The organism is Desulfofundulus thermosubterraneus DSM 16057, from assembly GCF_900142025.1.
GTDB classification, from domain to species: domain Bacteria; phylum Bacillota; class Desulfotomaculia; order Desulfotomaculales; family Desulfovirgulaceae; genus Desulfofundulus; species Desulfofundulus thermosubterraneus.
The window spans coordinates 37,099-55,106 of sequence record NZ_FQZM01000020.1; the positions used below are offsets into that span (position 1 = coordinate 37,099).

Here is an 18,008-nt window from a genome sequence, read left to right on the forward strand (position 1 = left end):
AAATATTTTTTAGCTACACCCTTTCAAACACTCCCGCCGCGCCCATGCCCCCGCCGATGCACATGCTTACCACGCCGTAGCGGGCCTGCCGGCGCTGCATCTCATAGAGCAGGGTGGTGGTCAGCTTGGCCCCGGTGCAGCCCAGGGGATGGCCCAGGGCGATGGCACCGCCGTTTACGTTGATTCTGGCCGGGTCCAGCTCCAGCACCCTTATGCAGGCCAGGGCCTGGGAGGCAAAGGCTTCGTTCAGTTCGAAGAGATCTATTTGTTCCCTGGTAAGACCGGCCAGTTTAAGCGCCTTGGGAATGGCTACGGTGGGTCCGATGCCCATGATTTCCGGCGGGCAGCCCCCCACGGCATAGGCCCGGAACACGGCCAGGGGCTTTAACCCCAGGGACGCCGCCTTGCGCCCGCTCATCAGCACCACGCAGGCCGCCCCGTCGCTGGTCTGGGAGGAATTGCCCGCAGTGACCGTTCCCCCCACCTTAAAGGCGGGCCTTAACCGGGCCAGGGCCTCCATGCTGGTGTCGGGCCGGACGCCCTCGTCGGTATCGAAGACAAAGCTGTGCTCCACCAGTTTGCCGTTCTGCCGGACCCTCTCGGTAACAGTCAGGGGGACAATTTCATCCTTGAACTTACCCGCGGCTATAGCGGCGGCAGCCTTCTGATGACTGGCCAGGGCAAAGGCATCCTGGTCTTCCCGGCTGATCCGGTAGAGTTCGGCCACATTTTCGGCGGTGTAGCCCATGCCCATGTAGACTTCGGGCATCCGTTCCATCAGGTCCGGGTCGGGCATGATTTTATTACCGCCCATGGGCACAAGGCTCATGCTCTCCACGCCCCCGGCCACGTAAACTTCGGCGAAACCGGCCATGATCCGGGTGGCGGCGATGGCTATGGCTTCCAGGCCGGAGGAGCAATAGCGGTTTACGGTTACTCCCGGAACGCTGTCCGGCAGTCCTGCCTTCAGGACTATGTTGCGGGTGACGTTCATGCCCTGCTCGGCCTCAGGAAAGGCACAGCCGAAAATCACGTCGTCTATCTCCGCCGGATCCAGTCCGGGTACCCGGGCCAGGGCTTCTTTCAGCACCGCTTCGGCCATGTCCTCGGGGCGGGTGTTCCTCAATTTACCCCGGGGGGCCTTGCCCACCGCCGTACGCACGGCGCTGACAATTACGGCTTCCTGCATTTCCGAGATCCCTCCGTTCTTAGTACAGATTGGCTAAAGGTGGCCGTCTTTCGCATGCTTTAATTACGCAGCGGCTTGTTGGTAGCCAGCATGTGGCGGATCCGTTCGATGGTTTTGGGTTCGCCTAAAAGGCTCAGGAAGGCCTCCCTTTCCAGGTCTAAAAGATCCTGTTCCGTAATGGGGGTGCCGGGGGTCACGCCGCCGCCGGTAAGAACGTAAGCGACTTTTTTGGCGATTTTAGCATCGTGCTTACTGATCTGGTTGCCCCAGCACAGGGTCTCGATGGCCAGCTCCAGGGCGGCGTAGCCGGCGGTGCCCACGGCCGGGATGGTGGCCGGGCGGGGCGGGCGGAAGCCCTGGCGGGCCATTTCCAGCACCAGGTTTTTGGCATCGCCGATGACCCGGTCCCGGTTGGTGGTAATGCGGTCGGTGGGGCGCAGGTAACCCAGTTTGACGGCCTCCGGGCCGCTGGTGGATACTTTGGCCATGGCAATGGTTTCAAAGGTCCGGTTAATCAGAGGCTGGACCATGTTAATGCCTCCCACCTTGATCTGGGTTTCGGGGGTCTGCCATTCCATGGCCCGCAGGACCATTTCCTTGCACCCACCGCCCGCGGGCAGCAGGCCCACGCCCACTTCCACCAGGCCCATGTAGGTTTCCGCGTGGGCGTTGACCCGGTGGCAGTGCAGGCAGACCTCGCAGCCCCCGCCCAGGGCCATGTTGTGGGGTGCGGCCACCACCGGTTTGGAACAGAACTTCAAATTCATGGTGGCCCGTTGAAACTCCCGGATCATCAGGTCCAGTTCGTCCCATTCCTCGTCTTCCGCTTCCATTAAAATGAGCATCAGGTTGGCGCCCACGGAGAAGTGGCGCCCGTAATTGCCGATGACCAGGCCCTCGTAGTTTTGTTCCACTTCTTTTACGGCATAGTTAATCATTTGGAGAATGTCACCGCCAATGGCATTGGACTTGGAATGAAATTCCAAACAGAGCACACCGTCGCCGATATCGATTAAACTGGCGCCGGAATTGGACTTGACTACCCGGTTTTGCTCCTTCAGGGGGGCGAGGAAAATGACCCCTTCCGGGATGTACTCCTGCCTGCTTTCCCCGGTGCGCCAGTCGAAGATGTAACGGATGCCTTCCTTCTTTTCATAGAAAGAGGTCCGGCCCGCTGCCAGAAGCTCCTCCACCACGGGCGGCACGGGTTCCCCTTCGGCCCTTAGCCTTTCCACTATGCGCGGCACGCCGATGGCGTCCCATAGCTCAAAGGGGCCCAGATCCCAGTTGAAGCCCCATTTCATGGCTTCGTCCACGGATTGGATGTCGCCGGCAATTTCGGGCAGCTTGTTGGCTGCGTACACCAGCACTTCCTTCGTAACGCGCCAGGCAAATTGCGCCCCCTTGTCTTTGCCGATAAGCAGCGCCTGGAGCTGTTTATCGGGGCTGCCGGCGGTCTTGGCCATTTCCAGGGAGGGGAATTGGGCCTTTTGCCTGGGGCGATACTCCAGGGTCCTGTAATCCAGGACGTGGATTTCGCTTCCAGCGGGACCCTTCACTTTTTTGTAAAAGCCCTGGCCCGTTTTATCCCCCAGCCAGCCCCTGGCCACCATTTCCTTTAAGAAGTCGGGAACGGTAAAGGTTTTCTTTTCCGCCGGGTCGTCCACGGCCTCATACATGTTCTGGGCCACGTGGGCCAGCACGTCCAGCCCGACCATGTCCAGGGTGCGGAAGGAGGCGCTTTTCGGCCGCAGCAGGGCCCGGCCGGTGAGGGCGTCCACCTCCTCCACCGTGAGGCCGATGTCCAGCATGGCCCGGATGGTGGCGCACATGCCGTAGACACCAATGCGGTTGGCAATAAAGTTGGGGGTGTCCTTGCAGATTACCACGCCCTTGCCCAGTACCCGTTCACCGAAATCCTTCATGAAGTCCACGATTTCCGGCAGGGTGTCCCGGCCCGGGATAATCTCTAAAAGGCGCATGTAGCGGGGAGGGTTGAAGAAGTGGGTGCCCAGGAAGTGCTGCCTGAATTCCAGCTGGCTGCCCTCCACCATCTTGTTGATGGAAAGGCCCGAGGTATTGGAACTGACGATGGTGCCCGGCCGGCGGTATTTTTCCACCCGGGCCAGGAGGTTTTGCTTGATGTCCAGCTGTTCCACCACCACTTCGATGATCCAGTCCACTTCGGCCAGTCTGTCCAGGTGGTCCTCCAGGTTGCCCGGGGTGATGAGCTCCGCGTTTTCCGGCAGGTAGAGGGGGGCCGGTTTGGCCTTCACCAGTTGTTCAATGGCCTTTGTCGCCAGGCGGTTGCGTACCCGGGGGTGTTCCAGGGTCAGGCCCTGTTTGGCTTCCTCCGGGGTGAGTTCCCGGGGTACAATATCGAGCAGGTAAGTGGGGATGCCTGTGTTGGCCAGGTGCCCGGCTATGGCCGCGCCCATCACGCCGGCGCCCAGCACGGCAGCTTTCTTAATCCTGCGCCGCATAACCTCGCCTCCTTTTGAAATGAGTGAGCATTCAGTCATATAAAGAATATTCTATTTTTTCTTGCCGGTCAAGGGGTTTTTACAAAAAGGGGAAAAGGGGAACACTTTCAGTAGAACCGTTACGAAAGGGATGCGGCCCAGCACTCACCAGAATACGACTCAGCTCCTGGTATTTCGGCTTAATTGATACCCGAGGTTTTTTGAAGACCTGATATGCTAGTGAGTGCTGGGTCCGGAGCGAGCGACGCAGCACACGCCGGTAACAGTTTTACAATCATTTTGTCTGCCGGGTACAACACGGGTGCCGGGCAAATAATTTTGTACCCGGGCAGGATTTTCCTCCACATATACAGAAAATGTTGCCCGGGGAGGGATTTTATTGGAACTGATGGCCATTTTTTCAACGGCTTTTGTGGTGGGACTTTCCGGTGCCATGATGCCCGGGCCTCTTCTTACGGTGACCATTGGGGAAAGCGCCCGGCGGGGGTTTGCGGCCGGTCCCATGATTGTGCTGGGCCATGCCCTGCTGGAGGGGACGCTGGTTATAGCCCTGTCCCTGGGCCTGGCTTCCCTGCTCACCGCCCCCATGGTGGGCAGGAGCATTGCCGTGGTGGGGGGGGTTTTTTTAATCTACCTGGGCTGGGGCATGGCCCGGGATGCCTGGTTGGGCCGGGTGGTGCTGAACGTGGGCTGCGGGCGGCCGGTTCAGGCAGGTCCGGCGCCGCCGGGGTGCGGTCCCAATCCCGGCTCTCAAAAGGTCGACCCCCTGCCTGCCGGGAGGATGCACCCCGTGCTGGCGGGAATTCTGGTCAGCCTGTCCAACCCCTACTGGACGCTGTGGTGGGCCACGGTGGGGTTGGGTTACATAGTCCTCTCCTTGAAGCAGGGAACCGCCGGACTGGTGAGTTTCTTTGGCGGCCATATTTTATCGGACCTGGCCTGGTACGGCCTGGTGGCGGCGGCGGTGGCCGGTGGCCGGCGTTTTTTAACCCCGTCCATTTACCGAGGCATCCTGGTGTCCTGCGGCGCCTTTCTGGTTTTTTTAGGTGCTTCCTTCATCTACATGGGTGCTGCGGGGCGCATGGCGATATAATTTTTGTAATTGGGTGAGGATATTGTTTTTGGTGGCTGAGGCCGTAAAGCGCCGCAGGGAGAAGGACGAGCGGGCCAGGCAGGAGCTCCTGGAGCGGGTAAAGGAAGCGCTGGCTGCGCTTTCGCGGCGGGTTCCTTTTTCCCGGACGTACATCTTTGGTTCGCTGGCCAGGCCCGGCAGCTTTGTGGAAGGGGTTTCCGACGTAGACGTGGCTTTTGAGGGCCTGGCGGAAGAGGATTTCTTTTCCGCCCTGGCTTTTCTCTCTTCCCGCCTGGGTGTGGACGTGGACGCGGTGAGGTTGGAGGACCTGGCGGGTAGCTATCTGGCCGCCACAGTTAAAAAGGAAGGGATCTTATGGACGCGGGAAGGCTAGCCGTTTTGCGCGCGGAAGTGGAAAAACAGGTGGAAGTTATCGCCAAAATATATGCTAAGATCAGGGAACGCTGCCATTCAAAGGATGTTGCGTACCTGGAAAGCCTGGGGTATCAGCTGCACAACTTATACTGCGCCTTTGAGGATCTCTTTAAAATTGTCGCCAGGACTTTTGAAAATGAGGTGGCCGATAAAGCTCGCTATCACGCCGAACTCCTGCGGCGGATGGTCCTGGAGATAAAGGGCGTGAGACCCGCCCTCCTTACGGAGGAAACGGCCACGCTCCTGGATAACCTGCGCGCCTTCCGCCACTTTTTCCGGCACGCCTATGCTTATGAACTGGATCCCAGGAAGCTCGCCGTAGTGCTGGAAGATGCCTTAAAGCTGGAGGAACGCTACAAAAAAGAAGTGAAGCGCTTTTTGCACCTGGTGGAATCTGCGGTTAAGCGAGGTGGTTGAAATGCCCGTGATGGTTGGCGGCATCTGTCCCCACCCCCCAATCATGGTTCCCGAGGTGGGCGGAGCGGAGGCGGAGAGGGTCATTTCTTCCCGGCAGGCCATGCTGGAACTGGGCCGTCGGGTGAAGGAGAGCGGGGCTGAAACGGTGGTGCTCATTTCCCCCCACGGTCCGGTTTTCCGGGACGGCATCGCCATCCTGGCGGCTCAAGAGGTGCGGGGTAACCTGGGCCGGTTCGGCGCCCGCCGGGTGTGCTTTAAGGTGGAAAACGACCTGGCTTTGGTGCGGGAAATAGCGGCCCGGGCCGGGGAACTGGGGATAACCGTCCTGCAGGTGGATGAAAAAACGGCCCGGCGCTACGGCCTGGACCTGGAACTGGACCACGGTACCATGGTGCCCCTTTACTTCCTGCGCGAGGCGGGTGTAGACCTGCCCCTGGTGCCTGTGGCCATGGGACTTTTGCCTTACCGCCAGCTCTACGCCTTCGGCATGGCCCTGGCCGGGGCGGCGGAAAAGCTGGGGAAAAAGGTGGCCGTCCTGGCCAGCGGCGATCTGTCCCACCGCCTGACCCCCGATGCACCGGCCGGTTACGACCCCCGGGGGCAGGAGTTTGACCGGGAGATGGCCCGCCTGGTGGCGGCTGCCGACATCGAGGGAATTTTAAACCTTGATGCCAAACTGGTGGAGCGGGCCGGGGAATGCGGCTTGCGGCCCATTATCATGGCCTTCGGCGCCTTTGACGGGCTGGTCGTAAAGGGAGAGGTTCTTTCCTACGAAGGGCCTTTCGGCGTGGGCTACATGGTGGCCTCCCTTGTCCCCGGAGAACCGGATCCCCAAAGGCGGATATGGGAAAAATTAAACGCGGCGGAACAAAAAGCCCGGGAAGAACGTCTACGTAATGAAAGTTTTCTCGTGCGGGTGGCCCGGCGCTCCCTGGAAAACTACTTTGCCGGCCGGTCCCGGCTTTACGATGAAACGGACATCCCGCCGGAGTTTGCCCGCCGGGCGGGTGCCTTTGTGTCCCTCCACAAGCACGGGCAGCTGCGGGGGTGCATCGGCACCGTCACACCCCAGTACAAGCATATTGTGGAAGAGGTGGCCATGAACGCCATCAGCGCCGCCGTGCGGGACCCCCGGTTTTACCCGGTAACGGAGGATGAACTGCCAGAGCTGGAGATTTCCGTGGATGTGCTCCAGGAGCCCGAGCCGGTGGAGAGCATGGCCGGCCTGGATCCCAAAAAATACGGCGTCATTGTCCAGTCGGGCGGCCGGCAGGGGCTGCTCCTGCCCGACCTGGAAGGCATCGATACGGCCGAGCAGCAGGTGGCCATTGCCCGCCAAAAGGCGGGGATCGGCCCCCATGAGCCGGTAAAGCTCTTGCGTTTTGAAGTGAAAAGGTATCACTAAAGGTGGGGTAAGGGAGGATTGCGCGTGCAGGAGGCGCTTTTTTACGAAAAAGGGGATGACGGCCGCACTTTTTGCCGCCTCTGCCCCAGGCTCTGCAACATCAGGGACGGCCATACCGGCTTTTGCCGGGTGCGCAAAAACCAGCAGGGCATCCTGTATACCCTCAATTACGGCCGGGTTTCCTCTTACGCCCTGGACCCGATTGAAAAAAAGCCCCTTTACCACTTCTACCCGGGCAGCGATATTCTTTCCCTGGGCAGCGTGGGCTGCAACCTGCGCTGCGGCTTCTGCCAGAACTGGCAGATTGCCCACGCCGACCCCCATACCCTCTATTTGAGCCCGGCCCAGGCCGTGGCAGCGGCCAAAGAGCAAATCGCCCGGGGCTACCCCAACGTGGGCCTGGCCTATACCTATAACGAGCCTTTCATGTGGTACGAGTATGTTTACGATACAGCCCGCCTGGCCCGGGAAGAGGGTTTGAAGAACGTGCTGGTTACCAACGGATACGTCAATGAAGAACCCCTGCGGCAGATCCTGCCCTGCATCGACGCTATGAATATTGATGTGAAGGGCTTTACCGATGAATATTACCGCGGGACGTGCGCCGGCCACCTGGAACCGGTGCTGCGTGCGGTGGAGATCGCCCACGAGCACTGCCACGTGGAGCTTACCACCCTGCTGGTCCCCGGCTTAAACGACTCGGAAGAGGAGATCCGCCGCCTGGTGGACTGGGTGGCCGGGCTCGACCCGGATATACCCCTGCACTTTTCCCGCTATTTCCCCAATTACAAGTTTGATCTGCCGCCCACGCCCCTGGAGACTTTGCAAAAAGCCCGGGAGATAGCCCTGGAAAAGCTCCGCTACGTCTACATCGGCAACGCCCCGGAGCTGGGCGGCAGCGACACCCTCTGCCCGGCCTGCGGCGAAACCCTCATCCGCCGCACCGGCTACAGGGTACAGGTGCGTGGACTGGCAGGGAACCGGTGCCGTTACTGCGGTAGGGAAGTGAAGTTGGTGGTAATGAAATAACCACGGAAGTGGGTGATTGATTATGAAATGGGAAGAAGTAAAGGAAATATACCCAAACCAGTACGTCTTGATCAAAATATTAAAGTCACACATTGAAGATAATAGAGAGGTTGTAGACGAAGTTGCTGTTGAAAGATGTATTAAAGACCCGCGAGAGGCGACAAATTTACTTGTCAGAAGTAAAGGTGATACACTGGTATACCATACCGGGAATGAAAGAATCGTGCTGGAATTACGAGCCAGGCCCGGATTCAGGGGGGCGACAATTTAAATTATGCGGATAAAGTTCCGGGACGGGTTGCTCTTTGTTCCAAAAAGTCTTTGAAGGTTTGGTGCGTATGCAAAAATTACCTGGTTACGAAAAAGTGCTGCTCGTATCCCTTCAACTGCCCCATGAAGATGAACGTGAAGTTGAGGAATCCCTCGAGGAACTGGCCCGGCTGGCGGACACGGCCGGGGCCCGGGTGGTGGGCAGGGTGGTGCAGCGCGCCCGCCGGCCGGACCCGGCCACCTTTTTGGGGCGGGGCAAGGTGCGCGATGAAATAGCTCCCGCCTGCCGGGAGCTGGGGGTTGAACTGGTAATCTGCGACCATGAGCTTTCCCCCGCCCAGGTGCGCAACCTGGAGGAGGAACTGGGGGTGCGGGTCATCGACCGCACCCAGCTCATCCTGGACATCTTTGCCCGGCGGGCCCGTACCCGGGAGGGCAAGCTGCAGGTGGAACTGGCCCAGCTGGAATACCTCTACCCCCGGCTGGCGGGGAAAGGGATTGAGCTTTCCCGGCTGGGGGGCGGCATTGGCACCCGGGGCCCCGGCGAAACGAAACTGGAAACCGACCGGCGGCGCATAAAAAGACGCATCACCGAGTTGCGCCGGGAGCTCGACGAAGTGCGGCGGCACCGGACCCTGCTGCGCACCAGGCGGCAGGACGTGCCCGTAACCCTGGTCAGCCTGGTGGGGTATACCAACGCCGGCAAGTCCACCCTCCTCAATGCCCTCACGGGGGCGGGCGTCCCGGCCGAAGACAAATTGTTTGCCACCCTGGACCCCACCACCCGGCGCCTGGTGCTGCCCAACAATGAGGTGGTGCTGCTTACTGACACGGTCGGTTTTATCCGCCGCCTGCCCCACCACCTGGTGGCCGCCTTCCGGGCTACCCTGGAGGAAGTGACGGAAGCCGACCTGCTGCTGCACGTGGTGGACGTGAGCAACCCGGATTACCCGGACCAGGTTAAAGCGGTGGAAGATGTGCTGGCCTCCCTGGGGGCGGGGGAGAAGCCCACCATTCTGGTTTTTAATAAAGTTGACCGTTTGACTGCTGAAGAACCATGGCTGGTTCCCCCAGGTAGGCCGGCGGTGGCGGTTTCCGCCCTTACCGGCCGGGGCCTGGATGAGCTGCGCCGGCTCATCATGGACGTCTTGAAGGATCAAAGGGTGCGGCGGGAATTCCTGGTGCCCTACCAGCGGGGAGACGTGCTCAACCTGCTCTACGAAAAAGGGGAGGTATTGTCGCGGGAATATACCCCGGAGGGCGTGCGCCTGGAAGTGGAACTGGGTGCGGTATGGGCTTCCCGGGCGGCGGCCCGGCTGGGGAAAGATAATCCCGGCAGAATTTCCGGATAATCATGCCTAAAGTCTCCCGGCGGCCGGCCGGGCGCCTGCCGGGAAGGGGGCGTACTCCTGAACCACATGCTCGTGCTTTGCCAGCCGCTCTTCCAGGTTAAACCGGCGGCGCACCAGGGGTGCGGGTATGTGAAAGGCATCTGCCACTTCATGAATTTTCTGGAAGTCCGTCCCTACACTGCCCGTTCCCGGGGGCAGCAGGAGGAGGGCGGCAAAATCTTCGGCGGCGTTTTCTTCTTCCCCTCTCCCGGTCAACCCGTCCACGTATATGCCGCTGGTGACATTAAGGCAGTGCTGGCCCAGCCCGTAGGCCAGCATGTGCTTCAGTTCCGGCCTGGAAAGCCCCTTTTTCACCGTGAGCAGCGCGATGCCGTCCCCCGTGCGCACGTATCTTCCCCTGACCCGGCCTTTAAACGGGAAGCGGGTCAGGATGATCCCTTCGCTCCTGGCTATCCTGTACAGCTGGTAAACACCCGGTGGCCCTTCGAGACGGTACTTTTTGATCAGGGCCAGGGCCAGCTGGACGGCTGAATTCAAGGCTACCGCCTCCGCTCGGCAGAAACGATTCTTGCAGACACCAGCGTATCCTTTGAACTATTTCTCATTTTATTATAAACCCCGGTTGTGTCGGGTCTTGTCGAAAGGTTGGGGAAGATAAAAAAATCATTACTCCTCGTTGGATGAGGCGCTGTCCTCGCTCACTCCAGTGCTTCGCGTAAGATGCGCACCGCGGCTTGCTTCGGGCCGCCCAGCACTCACTGAATAAGCTCTACGGCGGAGGTTAAATTTTCTACTACCTTTTGCATCTGCCTTGGAATGAGCATTTTTGCCGGTGAGTGCTGGGTTGCCGGGTGCTGTTACCGGCGCTTCGCAAGTCGTTCGCTCCGGACAGCGCCTCATCCTTGTCATAACGGTTCTACTGAATATTTACTCTTTCCTTTGTACCGGGCGGTGCGGCCTTCAACCTGGTCCGGGGAGGTTTTGCCGTCCCGCCCGGTAGAGGCCCTGTCATCCCTTCCGGTTCCCTTCCTCCCTTTTCCTGCGCCGCTCCCTCTCCTTCTTTATAAAGCGCAGGGCCCACTCCCAGTGCTCAACCAGGGACTGTTTTTCTTCCTCCGTCAGGTCCGGTACCTGCCTGAGCAGGCCGGCAAACAGGGGATCGGCCGCAACTGCGTATAGATCCGCGTCATGGGGCGCATTCCCGGGTGCACCCTCCCCGCCGGTTCCGTAAGGCCGGTCGGTGCGTCCCAGCAGGTAATCCGTCGAAACGCCGAAGAAATCAGCCAGCCGTTTGAGAGACTGGTTGTCCGGCGAGCGCCTGTTTTTCTCGTACATGGCAATGGTGCTCTGCCCCATATGTAACAGGCGGGCCAGTTCCGCTTGGGACAATCCCCTCTGATTGCGCAAGTAGGCCAGCCTTTCGCCGAGGGAAGGCATGTTGGTTCACCCCGATCGTAATTTAACACGTTTTGTGAAATAGGAAAAGAAAATAAAAAACGGATTTTCCGTTAAAGCGCATAATGTGATAAGAAGCAAAAACCTTCTACTAATTATTTACGTTCGGCGCAAATTTTAACCGGTGGACCCTTGACATCAATCGCGAATTGTGATTATACTAATAGTCAGAGGGTGCCAGCAGCCGGCCGGCGCCGCGGGGCTGAAGCGGGCCGGCCGGCGCCGCAGTCTGGCAGGAAGGGAGGGGTTTTTAGCTTTCCAAGACCAGCCGAAGGGTGAGCGGGGTGAGAAATGAAAAGATGTACCAGTTGAGGCTCAAGATGGGCCTCAGCCAGCGGCAGGTAGCCGAAGCCGTGGGCATCAGCCAGAGCTCCTACGCCATGATCGAAGGCGGCCACCGCCACCCCCGCAAGGAGGTGGAGAAGAAGCTGGCCGACTTCTTCGGCGTGACCGTGGACGAGCTTTTTTTTGGCCGGGATAATCACGAATCGCGATTGGAGGAACCTGACCCGGGGGAACAGCAGTAATTAAGGTGGGGAGTTTTGTTTATCAGGGCTGATGTCCCGGTGGAAGACGCGAGCAGGAAGCGCTGTCGAAGGGCTGCATTAAGGGAAAGGTGGTAATAGCGCGCGATGAAGTCGAAATTGCTGGCAGTAACCCTGGTGTTCTGCCTGCTTCTGGCCCTGGCCGGTGCGGCCTATGCCGGTTTTTCCGATCTGAACGGCCACTGGGCGCAGAAACAGGTGGAAAAATGGGCGGATAAGGGTCTGGTGGGCGGCTACCAGGACGGCACCTTCCGGCCGAATAAAGCCGTGACCAGAGCCGAATTCGTTGCCCTGGTAAACAGGGCCATGAACAAGCAGAATACCGGCGCAACAATCAAATTCAAAGATGTCAGGCCCGGTGACTGGTTTTACCGTGAGGTTGCCGCGGCCGTGAGCGCCGGCTATGTGGGCGGCTATGAAGACGGGACCTTCCGGCCGAACCAGCCCATCACCCGCCAGGAGGCCGCTTCCATCATCAGCCGTCTTTTGAACCTGGAGAGCGGCGAGGCAAGCGTACTGGGCAAATTTAAAGACGCCGGTCGAATCGGCAGTTGGGCCCGGGGCAGCGTGGCCGCTGTGGTGGCCAGAGGCCTGATGGGCGGCTACTCCGACGGCACCTTTGGGCCGGCCATGTCCATCACCCGGGCGGAAACCGTTGTGGTTCTTGACCGGGCCATCACCGGAGAAACTCCGCAACCGCCGGAGGAAGAAGTGAAGGTTACCGGGGTAAAGCTGGATAAGAATACGCTGAGCCTCAGCGTGGGCTCCACGGTGCAGCTGAGAGCCGCCGTTATCCCGGACAACGCCACCAACAAGAAAGTGACCTGGTCCACCAGCGACGAGAAGATCGCCACCGTGGATGACCAGGGCAACGTTAAAGGCGTGGCTGAAGGCAAGGCTACCATCACTGTCACCACCGCGGACGGCAATTTTAAGGATACCTGTGAAGTGGCCGTAGTGCGTACCAGCGGTAGCAGCGGCAGTGGCGGCGGTGGGTCGACCACCATACCCGTTACCGGCGTGAGCCTGGATAAAACCAGCCTGACCATGACCGTCGGTGAAAGTGTCCAGCTGACGGCCACCGTGTCACCGGGCAACGCTACCAACAAAAATGTTACCTGGACCAGCAGCAACCCCGCCGTGGCCACGGTGGATAACACAGGTAAGGTTACCGCTGTGGCGGCAGGTACGGCCACCATCACCGTTAAAACCGAAGACGGCGGCAAGACGGCCACCTGTGTGGTGACGGTCAGCAAGTGGCCGAAGGAAGTCGAAAATGTGGTATGTTCCTCCCTGGCCGGAAATACGGCGGTGAAGGTGTATATCAAGGCTGATTTTGCCGGAACGGTTTCATCTGTAACGGTGAACGGACAGGCGGCGCAAAAACAGCAGGCCAACCCCCTGGAGTGGCGTGTGGTTCTGTCCGGAAGCTTTACGGTGGATGACCTGACGGTAGAAGTTAATACGGCTGCGGCACCTTCCCTGCCGGAAGAAGTCGCTGATGTTGTCGTGTCTTATCTGGCAGGCAATACGGCGGTGAAGGTGTTTATCAAGCCCGACCTGGTAAACGCAATTGACGGAGTCGCCGTCAACGGGCAACCGGCGGTTCAGCAGCAGGCCAATCCCGCCGAGTGGAGAACCGTTCTGGGCGGAACATTGGCTGAGTCTGAACTGAACATCACCGTCACCCGTAAGCAGGCGACACCTCCGCCTCAGCCCGGTGAAGCTCAGCTGATTGATACGGCAAAATCGAACATTACTTACAGCGCTACTTTCGGTACCAACGCTTACATTTATATTTTGCCGGGCAAAAACGTAACCTCGGTCAGGGTTGGCAGTGTGGAGGCAACCTACATCCAGAGCAATGGCGTATGGACTGCCACCCTGGAAGGCGTGAAGGCTGGCGACGTGGTTGATGTGGTGGCCAGCGGGCCGGACGGATCCGAAACCAGGCAGTTCACCGTCGTCGACCTTGGGGTGTAATCTTTAAAGTGAATTCCAGTTTGGGAGGTTAGAATTAATGTCCAGATCGATGAGGAAAATCTGGTCAGTACTGGCAGTGCTGATGGTGCTCTCGCTGGTGCTTTCCAGTGCTGCCTATGCAGCCCCACTGGCTGTTCAGGTTACGGCCCAGAACAACATGGTCTATAACTATGACTACACGAAACTCGGCACTTCCCAGGCTCTGGCGAATCACTTCAGGAATAGCTTCAGCTGGGCCTTTACGAATGGAAATAAAATCGTGATTGATGACAGCTCGGGTGTAAAAGTTGATTTCGATTCTACTTTCAAGTATGGCGGGAAATATGCCGATACCGTGCAGGCAGTGCTGAGTGGTAAGGAACCCCAGGGGCAGCCGCTTCAGCCCACACACAATGTAGTTGAAGAGAATGGCCAGGCGGTTCCGAAACCGGTCGGCCAGGAGTCGCTGGAAGTTGTCTCGGTGAGTGCTATTAACGCTAGTAAAATTAAGGTCACCTTCAGCAACGGCCAAACCGTTGAAATTACTGACTTTACACCCTCTCCGCTGGTACCCGGAGAGAACCAGGTAACCTTCACATATCAGGGCAAAGAATACACCGCGACAGTTAACTTTAAAAGCGTCTACTCACTGGTCATAACCAACAAAGACGACCTGCTGGCAGACTCTGAAGCAGGCAAGCTATTGGCCGACGGCAGAACACAAATGTACGTTGAAGCAACCATATACGGTCCCGATGGCCAAGTAGATACCGACTTTGCGGGTACTGCTGTGTTTGTGTCTAAGCTTGGTCTTTCGTCAGCCCAAGCCGAGTGCGCGTTTGACAAAGGTAAAGCCCGGTTCCAGGTAACCTTGCGGAACAGCAATACTGATGTCACCGACGAAATTAAAGTAAGAATTAAGTCTACAGAAGTACAGGACATTGTAGGTTTAGAAACTGACCCTATACAGTTAACATATAAAGCTTATAATCCTACTGGCGGTGGCGGTGAAACCACCATCAGGACTTACATCGTAGACAGCATTAAGTCCGCTGACATGGCTGACCGCGTCGACATCTATATCGGCGGCGTAGCCAACAGCGACGTTGACGCAGTAAAAGAAGCCATCAAAAACCAAGTTAAAATTTACAACCCCAGGAATCAAAAGATTGACATCGTTGATATTGCCAACGTAGTGCTGCTGAGAAGGGACTCTTCCGTCAGCGCATCCTACGTGTTTACAGCGTTGCTGAACCTGCCCGCGTATAACGCAAACGGTTATACCCTTGACGCTCTGCAGCGGCAAGTCATGGAAGACAACGCATACAACTATTATGCAATCGAACCATCTGCTGCCACGGTGCGCCTGGCTGAAGACACCGACGTTGCCAACAACAAATTCATGCTGATCGACAAGTTCGCACCTACAGCCTATGGAGTCAAGGCATTCAACAACGACGCATCGTTCCTGCCGGCAAACACTCTGATGGCCGTATTTTCCGAACCGGTCAACAGACTGACTGCCGAGAACCCCGAGAACTGGGTGCTCAACGGTCACAAGCTGACTGCCAACGACGTTAAAGAAATCAGGGTGCTGGACATCCCGACCGAAGAACCCCTGGCCGACGATTACTCCGCCGTGCAAAAGGGCAAAGAAAGAAACACCGTATTTATCACCCTGACCAACACGGCAGTTAAGCTGTACCTGGTAGACGGCCAGAACCTGCTGCAGGCCAAGTCCATCGCCGACTGGGCAGGGCTGACCGACCTGAGCGACAATAACAAGATAACTACGCAGGACTTCGTATTCGAGTACAAAAAACCGGAGGTTCAACCCGGTATCGGTTTAACCAAGGAATCTCCGGAGCAATTCGTCATCACAGTAAACGAGCCCATCTACACAGATGAAAACGCCACCAGGAAAGTAGACCTCTCAGCAGCCGGCCAGCTGAACGTCCAGTTGCTGGAACAGGGCGGCACAGTAATTGAAAACTTGCGCGAATCCGATTACCGTGTTGTACCGTTGCAGGATGACCAGTTCATACTGGAACTGACCCGTGACTGGACCCAGATCCTTAAAGACAACGGCGGCAACGTTGCCTACCACAACAAGGTGTTTAAGGTCAGCCTGAAGGGTAACCTGTATGACGTGTACGGTAACCTGGTGTCAAGTGATAGCAAAGCGTTGAGCGCTTCCGTAACCATCCCGGAAGACACCGAGTCGCCGGACGTTAAGGAATGCATCTTTGCTGACCCCGTGACCGGTGCTGCAACCATCACCATGACCGAGCCGGTACAGCTGTACGACAATGTACGGGGCGACTTCATAGCTCCGGCCAGGACTCCGAGCGTTGAGCAAGAGCTTGGCGACGGCGTACCAGTGCCCACCTTTGAATACGTCAAGGTATCCGAAGGTACGGTATCCGCAGGCACCAAGGTCGAAGGCGAAATTTACGGCACGCCGGTGGATGAGCATGACGTGAAATTCAACGTCAGGCCCAAAATGCAGCTGGAAGCAGGCGACTGGAAATTGGTAGTGCGCCAGATTTCCGACGACGTTGGTAACACTATGAAAACCAGGGAATTCCCGTTCACCATCAAGGCTGACCAGCCGCCAGTACCGCTTGGTGACAACACCGTCGACCCGTACATCATCTGGGCCTACGCTGATGATGACAAGAAGGGGGATGGACACGACTACATCTACATCCTGTACAGCCGGCAGATGGAAATTAGAGCCATCAGGGCAGAAACCTATGACATCAACGGCAAGCAGGTAACCCAGGATGCCAACATTACCTCTCAGCCGGTAGTACTGTACAGGCAAAACAACGACCCGAACAATGAAAACTATAACAACTTCTACGGCGACGGCAAAGACGCCAAGGGCAACAGCGTATCCATGGACGCGGACATGGGCGTCTGGAGAGGACAATTGGTAACCATCCAGCTGCCTGCCGACTTCATCGTGGCCGGCGACGACATTGACGGCGACAAGGACGGCAAAGGCGTTGGCTTCAAGAACGTGCTTACCGTTCCCACCACGCTGAAGGCCATTGACGACGGTAATCCTGCAACTACAGAAGAACTGCTTTTTGATAACAACGATGGCGTTAACCAGTTTGAACTGAAATTCGACAAGGGCTACGGCGTTAACGGCATCGGCCTGGACGGCAGCAAGAAAGGCAAGGTACCGGCAATCACTAACTCGAAGTATCAGACTGTTGAAGCGTACATCAGTGGTGCTGCACCGCAGCCGCCCGTGGTGGAGATCAGCTCCATTACCGATCAAACTGTTGAAGCCGGCAAGACCGTTGACGTGACTGTCACCACAACTCCGGCTGACGCCGTTGTGATCGCCTCTTCCAGCGACACTTCTAAGGCTACCGTCGCTGTGAACGGCAACAAGCTGACCGTGACCGGCGTGGCCGCCGGCGAAGTTACCATCACCGTGACGGCTAAGAAAGATGGTTACTCTGATGGCACTGCGACGTTCAAGGTGACTGTGACCGCACCTGTGACAGCGTGGCCGGAGCAGATGGAGGGTGAGCCAGTGGTCAACTACGCCGAGATAATTGATAAGACCTACGCCACCATCACCATCAAGCCGGAGTACGTGGATAAGGTAACTGCCGTGACCATTTTGGGCAGGGCCGCAAGCAAGCAGCAGAATGCACCAAACATGTGGCGTGCGGAAGTGCCCAATGGTACCAAAAAGGAAGACCTGGTTGGCAAGATTGAGATCAAAATGCAGGAGACCCCTCCTCCCGGTACTGTGAATGCCATCAAGGAAATACGCGCCAATGTGGATTTCTTAGGCGTGACCTACGTCTGGGTGTTTCTGAATGATGGCGTTACCGCTACTTCTGTCACCGCCAACGGCCAGGCCCTGCAGAATAAAGGTGACAAATGGGAAGGCGTTCTGAACGGTCTGAAAGAGGGAGATAGCGTTAAAGTTGTGGTCACCACCTCTGCCGGCACCGACGAAAAGACGGTTTTTGTGCAGAAATTGTAATCCTACATCTAACAACTAAAGAACTGCGTTGACCAGTATGTGTGATTTAGTGAAACGCCAGTAATAACACACGGTGAAGCGTGGATGCCGGCTCTTCTCTTGAGGACGCCAGCGAAACCGGCCGGCAGTAAGGTGGAAGAACCAGCTGGCAAACCGCAGAGAGGCAGAGCCGGCTCCAAGCAAACCGTGTGTATGTTACCCGTAGTACGCGGGTGTGCGGAACAGCACCGTAATCTCTGTACATTAACTGAATAACTGAATAATCGTGGCAAATCATTGCGAAGGGGTGATGGAATGAGCTGATGGTGTTTTGCAACCTTCAAGTGAATAGCGATGATGATGGTTCTTGGGAAAAACATTAAGGAAATCTAAGGAGGTT

14 protein-coding genes are annotated in these 18,008 nt (G+C 57.6%); 10 read left to right on the forward strand and 4 right to left on the reverse strand.

Features of this window, described 5'->3' with window-relative positions:
- Positions 1 to 13: 13 nt before the first annotated feature.
- Both BUA65_RS08925 and BUA65_RS08930 read right to left on the reverse strand, forming a co-directional pair.
- Positions 14 to 1,189 carry an acetyl-CoA C-acyltransferase gene (locus tag BUA65_RS08925; protein ID WP_072869019.1) on the reverse strand — a complete coding sequence of 392 codons (1,176 nt, stop codon included), beginning with the start codon at positions 1,187 to 1,189 and terminating at the stop codon, positions 14 to 16.
- A 59-nt stretch (positions 1,190 to 1,248) separates the two neighbouring features.
- On the reverse strand, positions 1,249 to 3,672 hold the full coding sequence (locus BUA65_RS08930) for a 3-hydroxyacyl-CoA dehydrogenase/enoyl-CoA hydratase family protein (protein ID WP_072869020.1): 2,424 nt from the start codon (positions 3,670 to 3,672) through the stop codon (positions 1,249 to 1,251).
- Positions 3,673 to 4,060: 388 nt separating this feature from the next.
- On the opposite strand from BUA65_RS08930, the gene BUA65_RS08935 reads away from it, so the two are divergent.
- From BUA65_RS08935 to hflX, 7 genes are all read left to right on the forward strand, one after another.
- The gene (locus BUA65_RS08935; RefSeq protein WP_341349615.1) at positions 4,061 to 4,765 is read left to right on the forward strand and encodes a LysE family transporter; all 705 of its coding nucleotides are present in this window, start codon (positions 4,061 to 4,063) and stop codon (positions 4,763 to 4,765) included.
- A 31-nt stretch (positions 4,766 to 4,796) separates the two neighbouring features.
- Positions 4,797 to 5,138, forward strand: coding sequence for a nucleotidyltransferase family protein (locus tag BUA65_RS08940; protein ID WP_131821481.1), 342 nt, complete (start codon positions 4,797 to 4,799; stop codon positions 5,136 to 5,138).
- On the forward strand, positions 5,120 to 5,596 hold the full coding sequence (locus tag BUA65_RS08945) for a ribonuclease toxin HepT-like protein (RefSeq protein WP_072869026.1): 477 nt from the start codon (positions 5,120 to 5,122) through the stop codon (positions 5,594 to 5,596). The genes BUA65_RS08940 and BUA65_RS08945 overlap by 19 nt, the downstream gene beginning before the upstream one ends.
- Position 5,597: 1 nt before the next feature.
- Complete coding sequence (amrA, locus tag BUA65_RS08950) at positions 5,598 to 7,001, forward strand: AmmeMemoRadiSam system protein A (protein ID WP_072869027.1); 1,404 nt, start codon at positions 5,598 to 5,600, stop codon at positions 6,999 to 7,001.
- 24 nt (positions 7,002 to 7,025) lie between these two features.
- Positions 7,026 to 8,030, forward strand: coding sequence for an AmmeMemoRadiSam system radical SAM enzyme (gene amrS, locus BUA65_RS08955; RefSeq protein ID WP_072869029.1), 1,005 nt, complete (start codon positions 7,026 to 7,028; stop codon positions 8,028 to 8,030).
- Positions 8,031 to 8,052: 22 nt separating this feature from the next.
- A complete protein-coding gene (locus BUA65_RS08960; RefSeq protein ID WP_072869031.1) occupies positions 8,053 to 8,301 on the forward strand; it encodes a hypothetical protein in 249 nt (82 codons plus the stop codon).
- Positions 8,302 to 8,368: 67 nt separating this feature from the next.
- Positions 8,369 to 9,652 (forward strand): GTPase HflX, encoded by a 1,284-nt coding sequence (hflX, locus tag BUA65_RS08965; RefSeq protein WP_072869053.1) that lies wholly within the window; start codon positions 8,369 to 8,371, stop codon positions 9,650 to 9,652.
- A 6-nt stretch (positions 9,653 to 9,658) separates the two neighbouring features.
- On the opposite strand, the gene BUA65_RS08970 is transcribed toward hflX, so the two are convergent.
- Together BUA65_RS08970 and BUA65_RS08975 are read right to left on the reverse strand one after the other, a co-directional pair.
- A complete protein-coding gene (locus tag BUA65_RS08970; protein ID WP_072869033.1) occupies positions 9,659 to 10,189 on the reverse strand; it encodes a hypothetical protein in 531 nt (176 codons plus the stop codon).
- A gap of 471 nt (positions 10,190 to 10,660) precedes the next feature.
- Positions 10,661 to 11,089, reverse strand: coding sequence for a helix-turn-helix domain-containing protein (locus BUA65_RS08975; RefSeq protein WP_072869034.1), 429 nt, complete (start codon positions 11,087 to 11,089; stop codon positions 10,661 to 10,663).
- 302 nt (positions 11,090 to 11,391) lie between these two features.
- Here BUA65_RS08975 and BUA65_RS08980 point away from each other — a divergent pair, with 302 nt between their 5' ends.
- From BUA65_RS08980 to BUA65_RS08990, 3 genes are all read left to right on the forward strand, one after another.
- Positions 11,392 to 11,634: a helix-turn-helix domain-containing protein gene (locus BUA65_RS08980; RefSeq protein WP_242656280.1), complete on the forward strand. Its 243-nt coding sequence runs from the start codon at positions 11,392 to 11,394 to the stop codon at positions 11,632 to 11,634.
- A 105-nt stretch (positions 11,635 to 11,739) separates the two neighbouring features.
- Complete coding sequence (locus tag BUA65_RS08985) at positions 11,740 to 13,635, forward strand: S-layer homology domain-containing protein (protein WP_072869036.1); 1,896 nt, start codon at positions 11,740 to 11,742, stop codon at positions 13,633 to 13,635.
- 37 nt (positions 13,636 to 13,672) lie between these two features.
- A complete protein-coding gene (locus BUA65_RS08990) occupies positions 13,673 to 17,629 on the forward strand; it encodes an Ig-like domain-containing protein (protein ID WP_084062212.1) in 3,957 nt (1,318 codons plus the stop codon).
- The last annotated feature ends 379 nt before the right edge of the window (positions 17,630 to 18,008 follow it).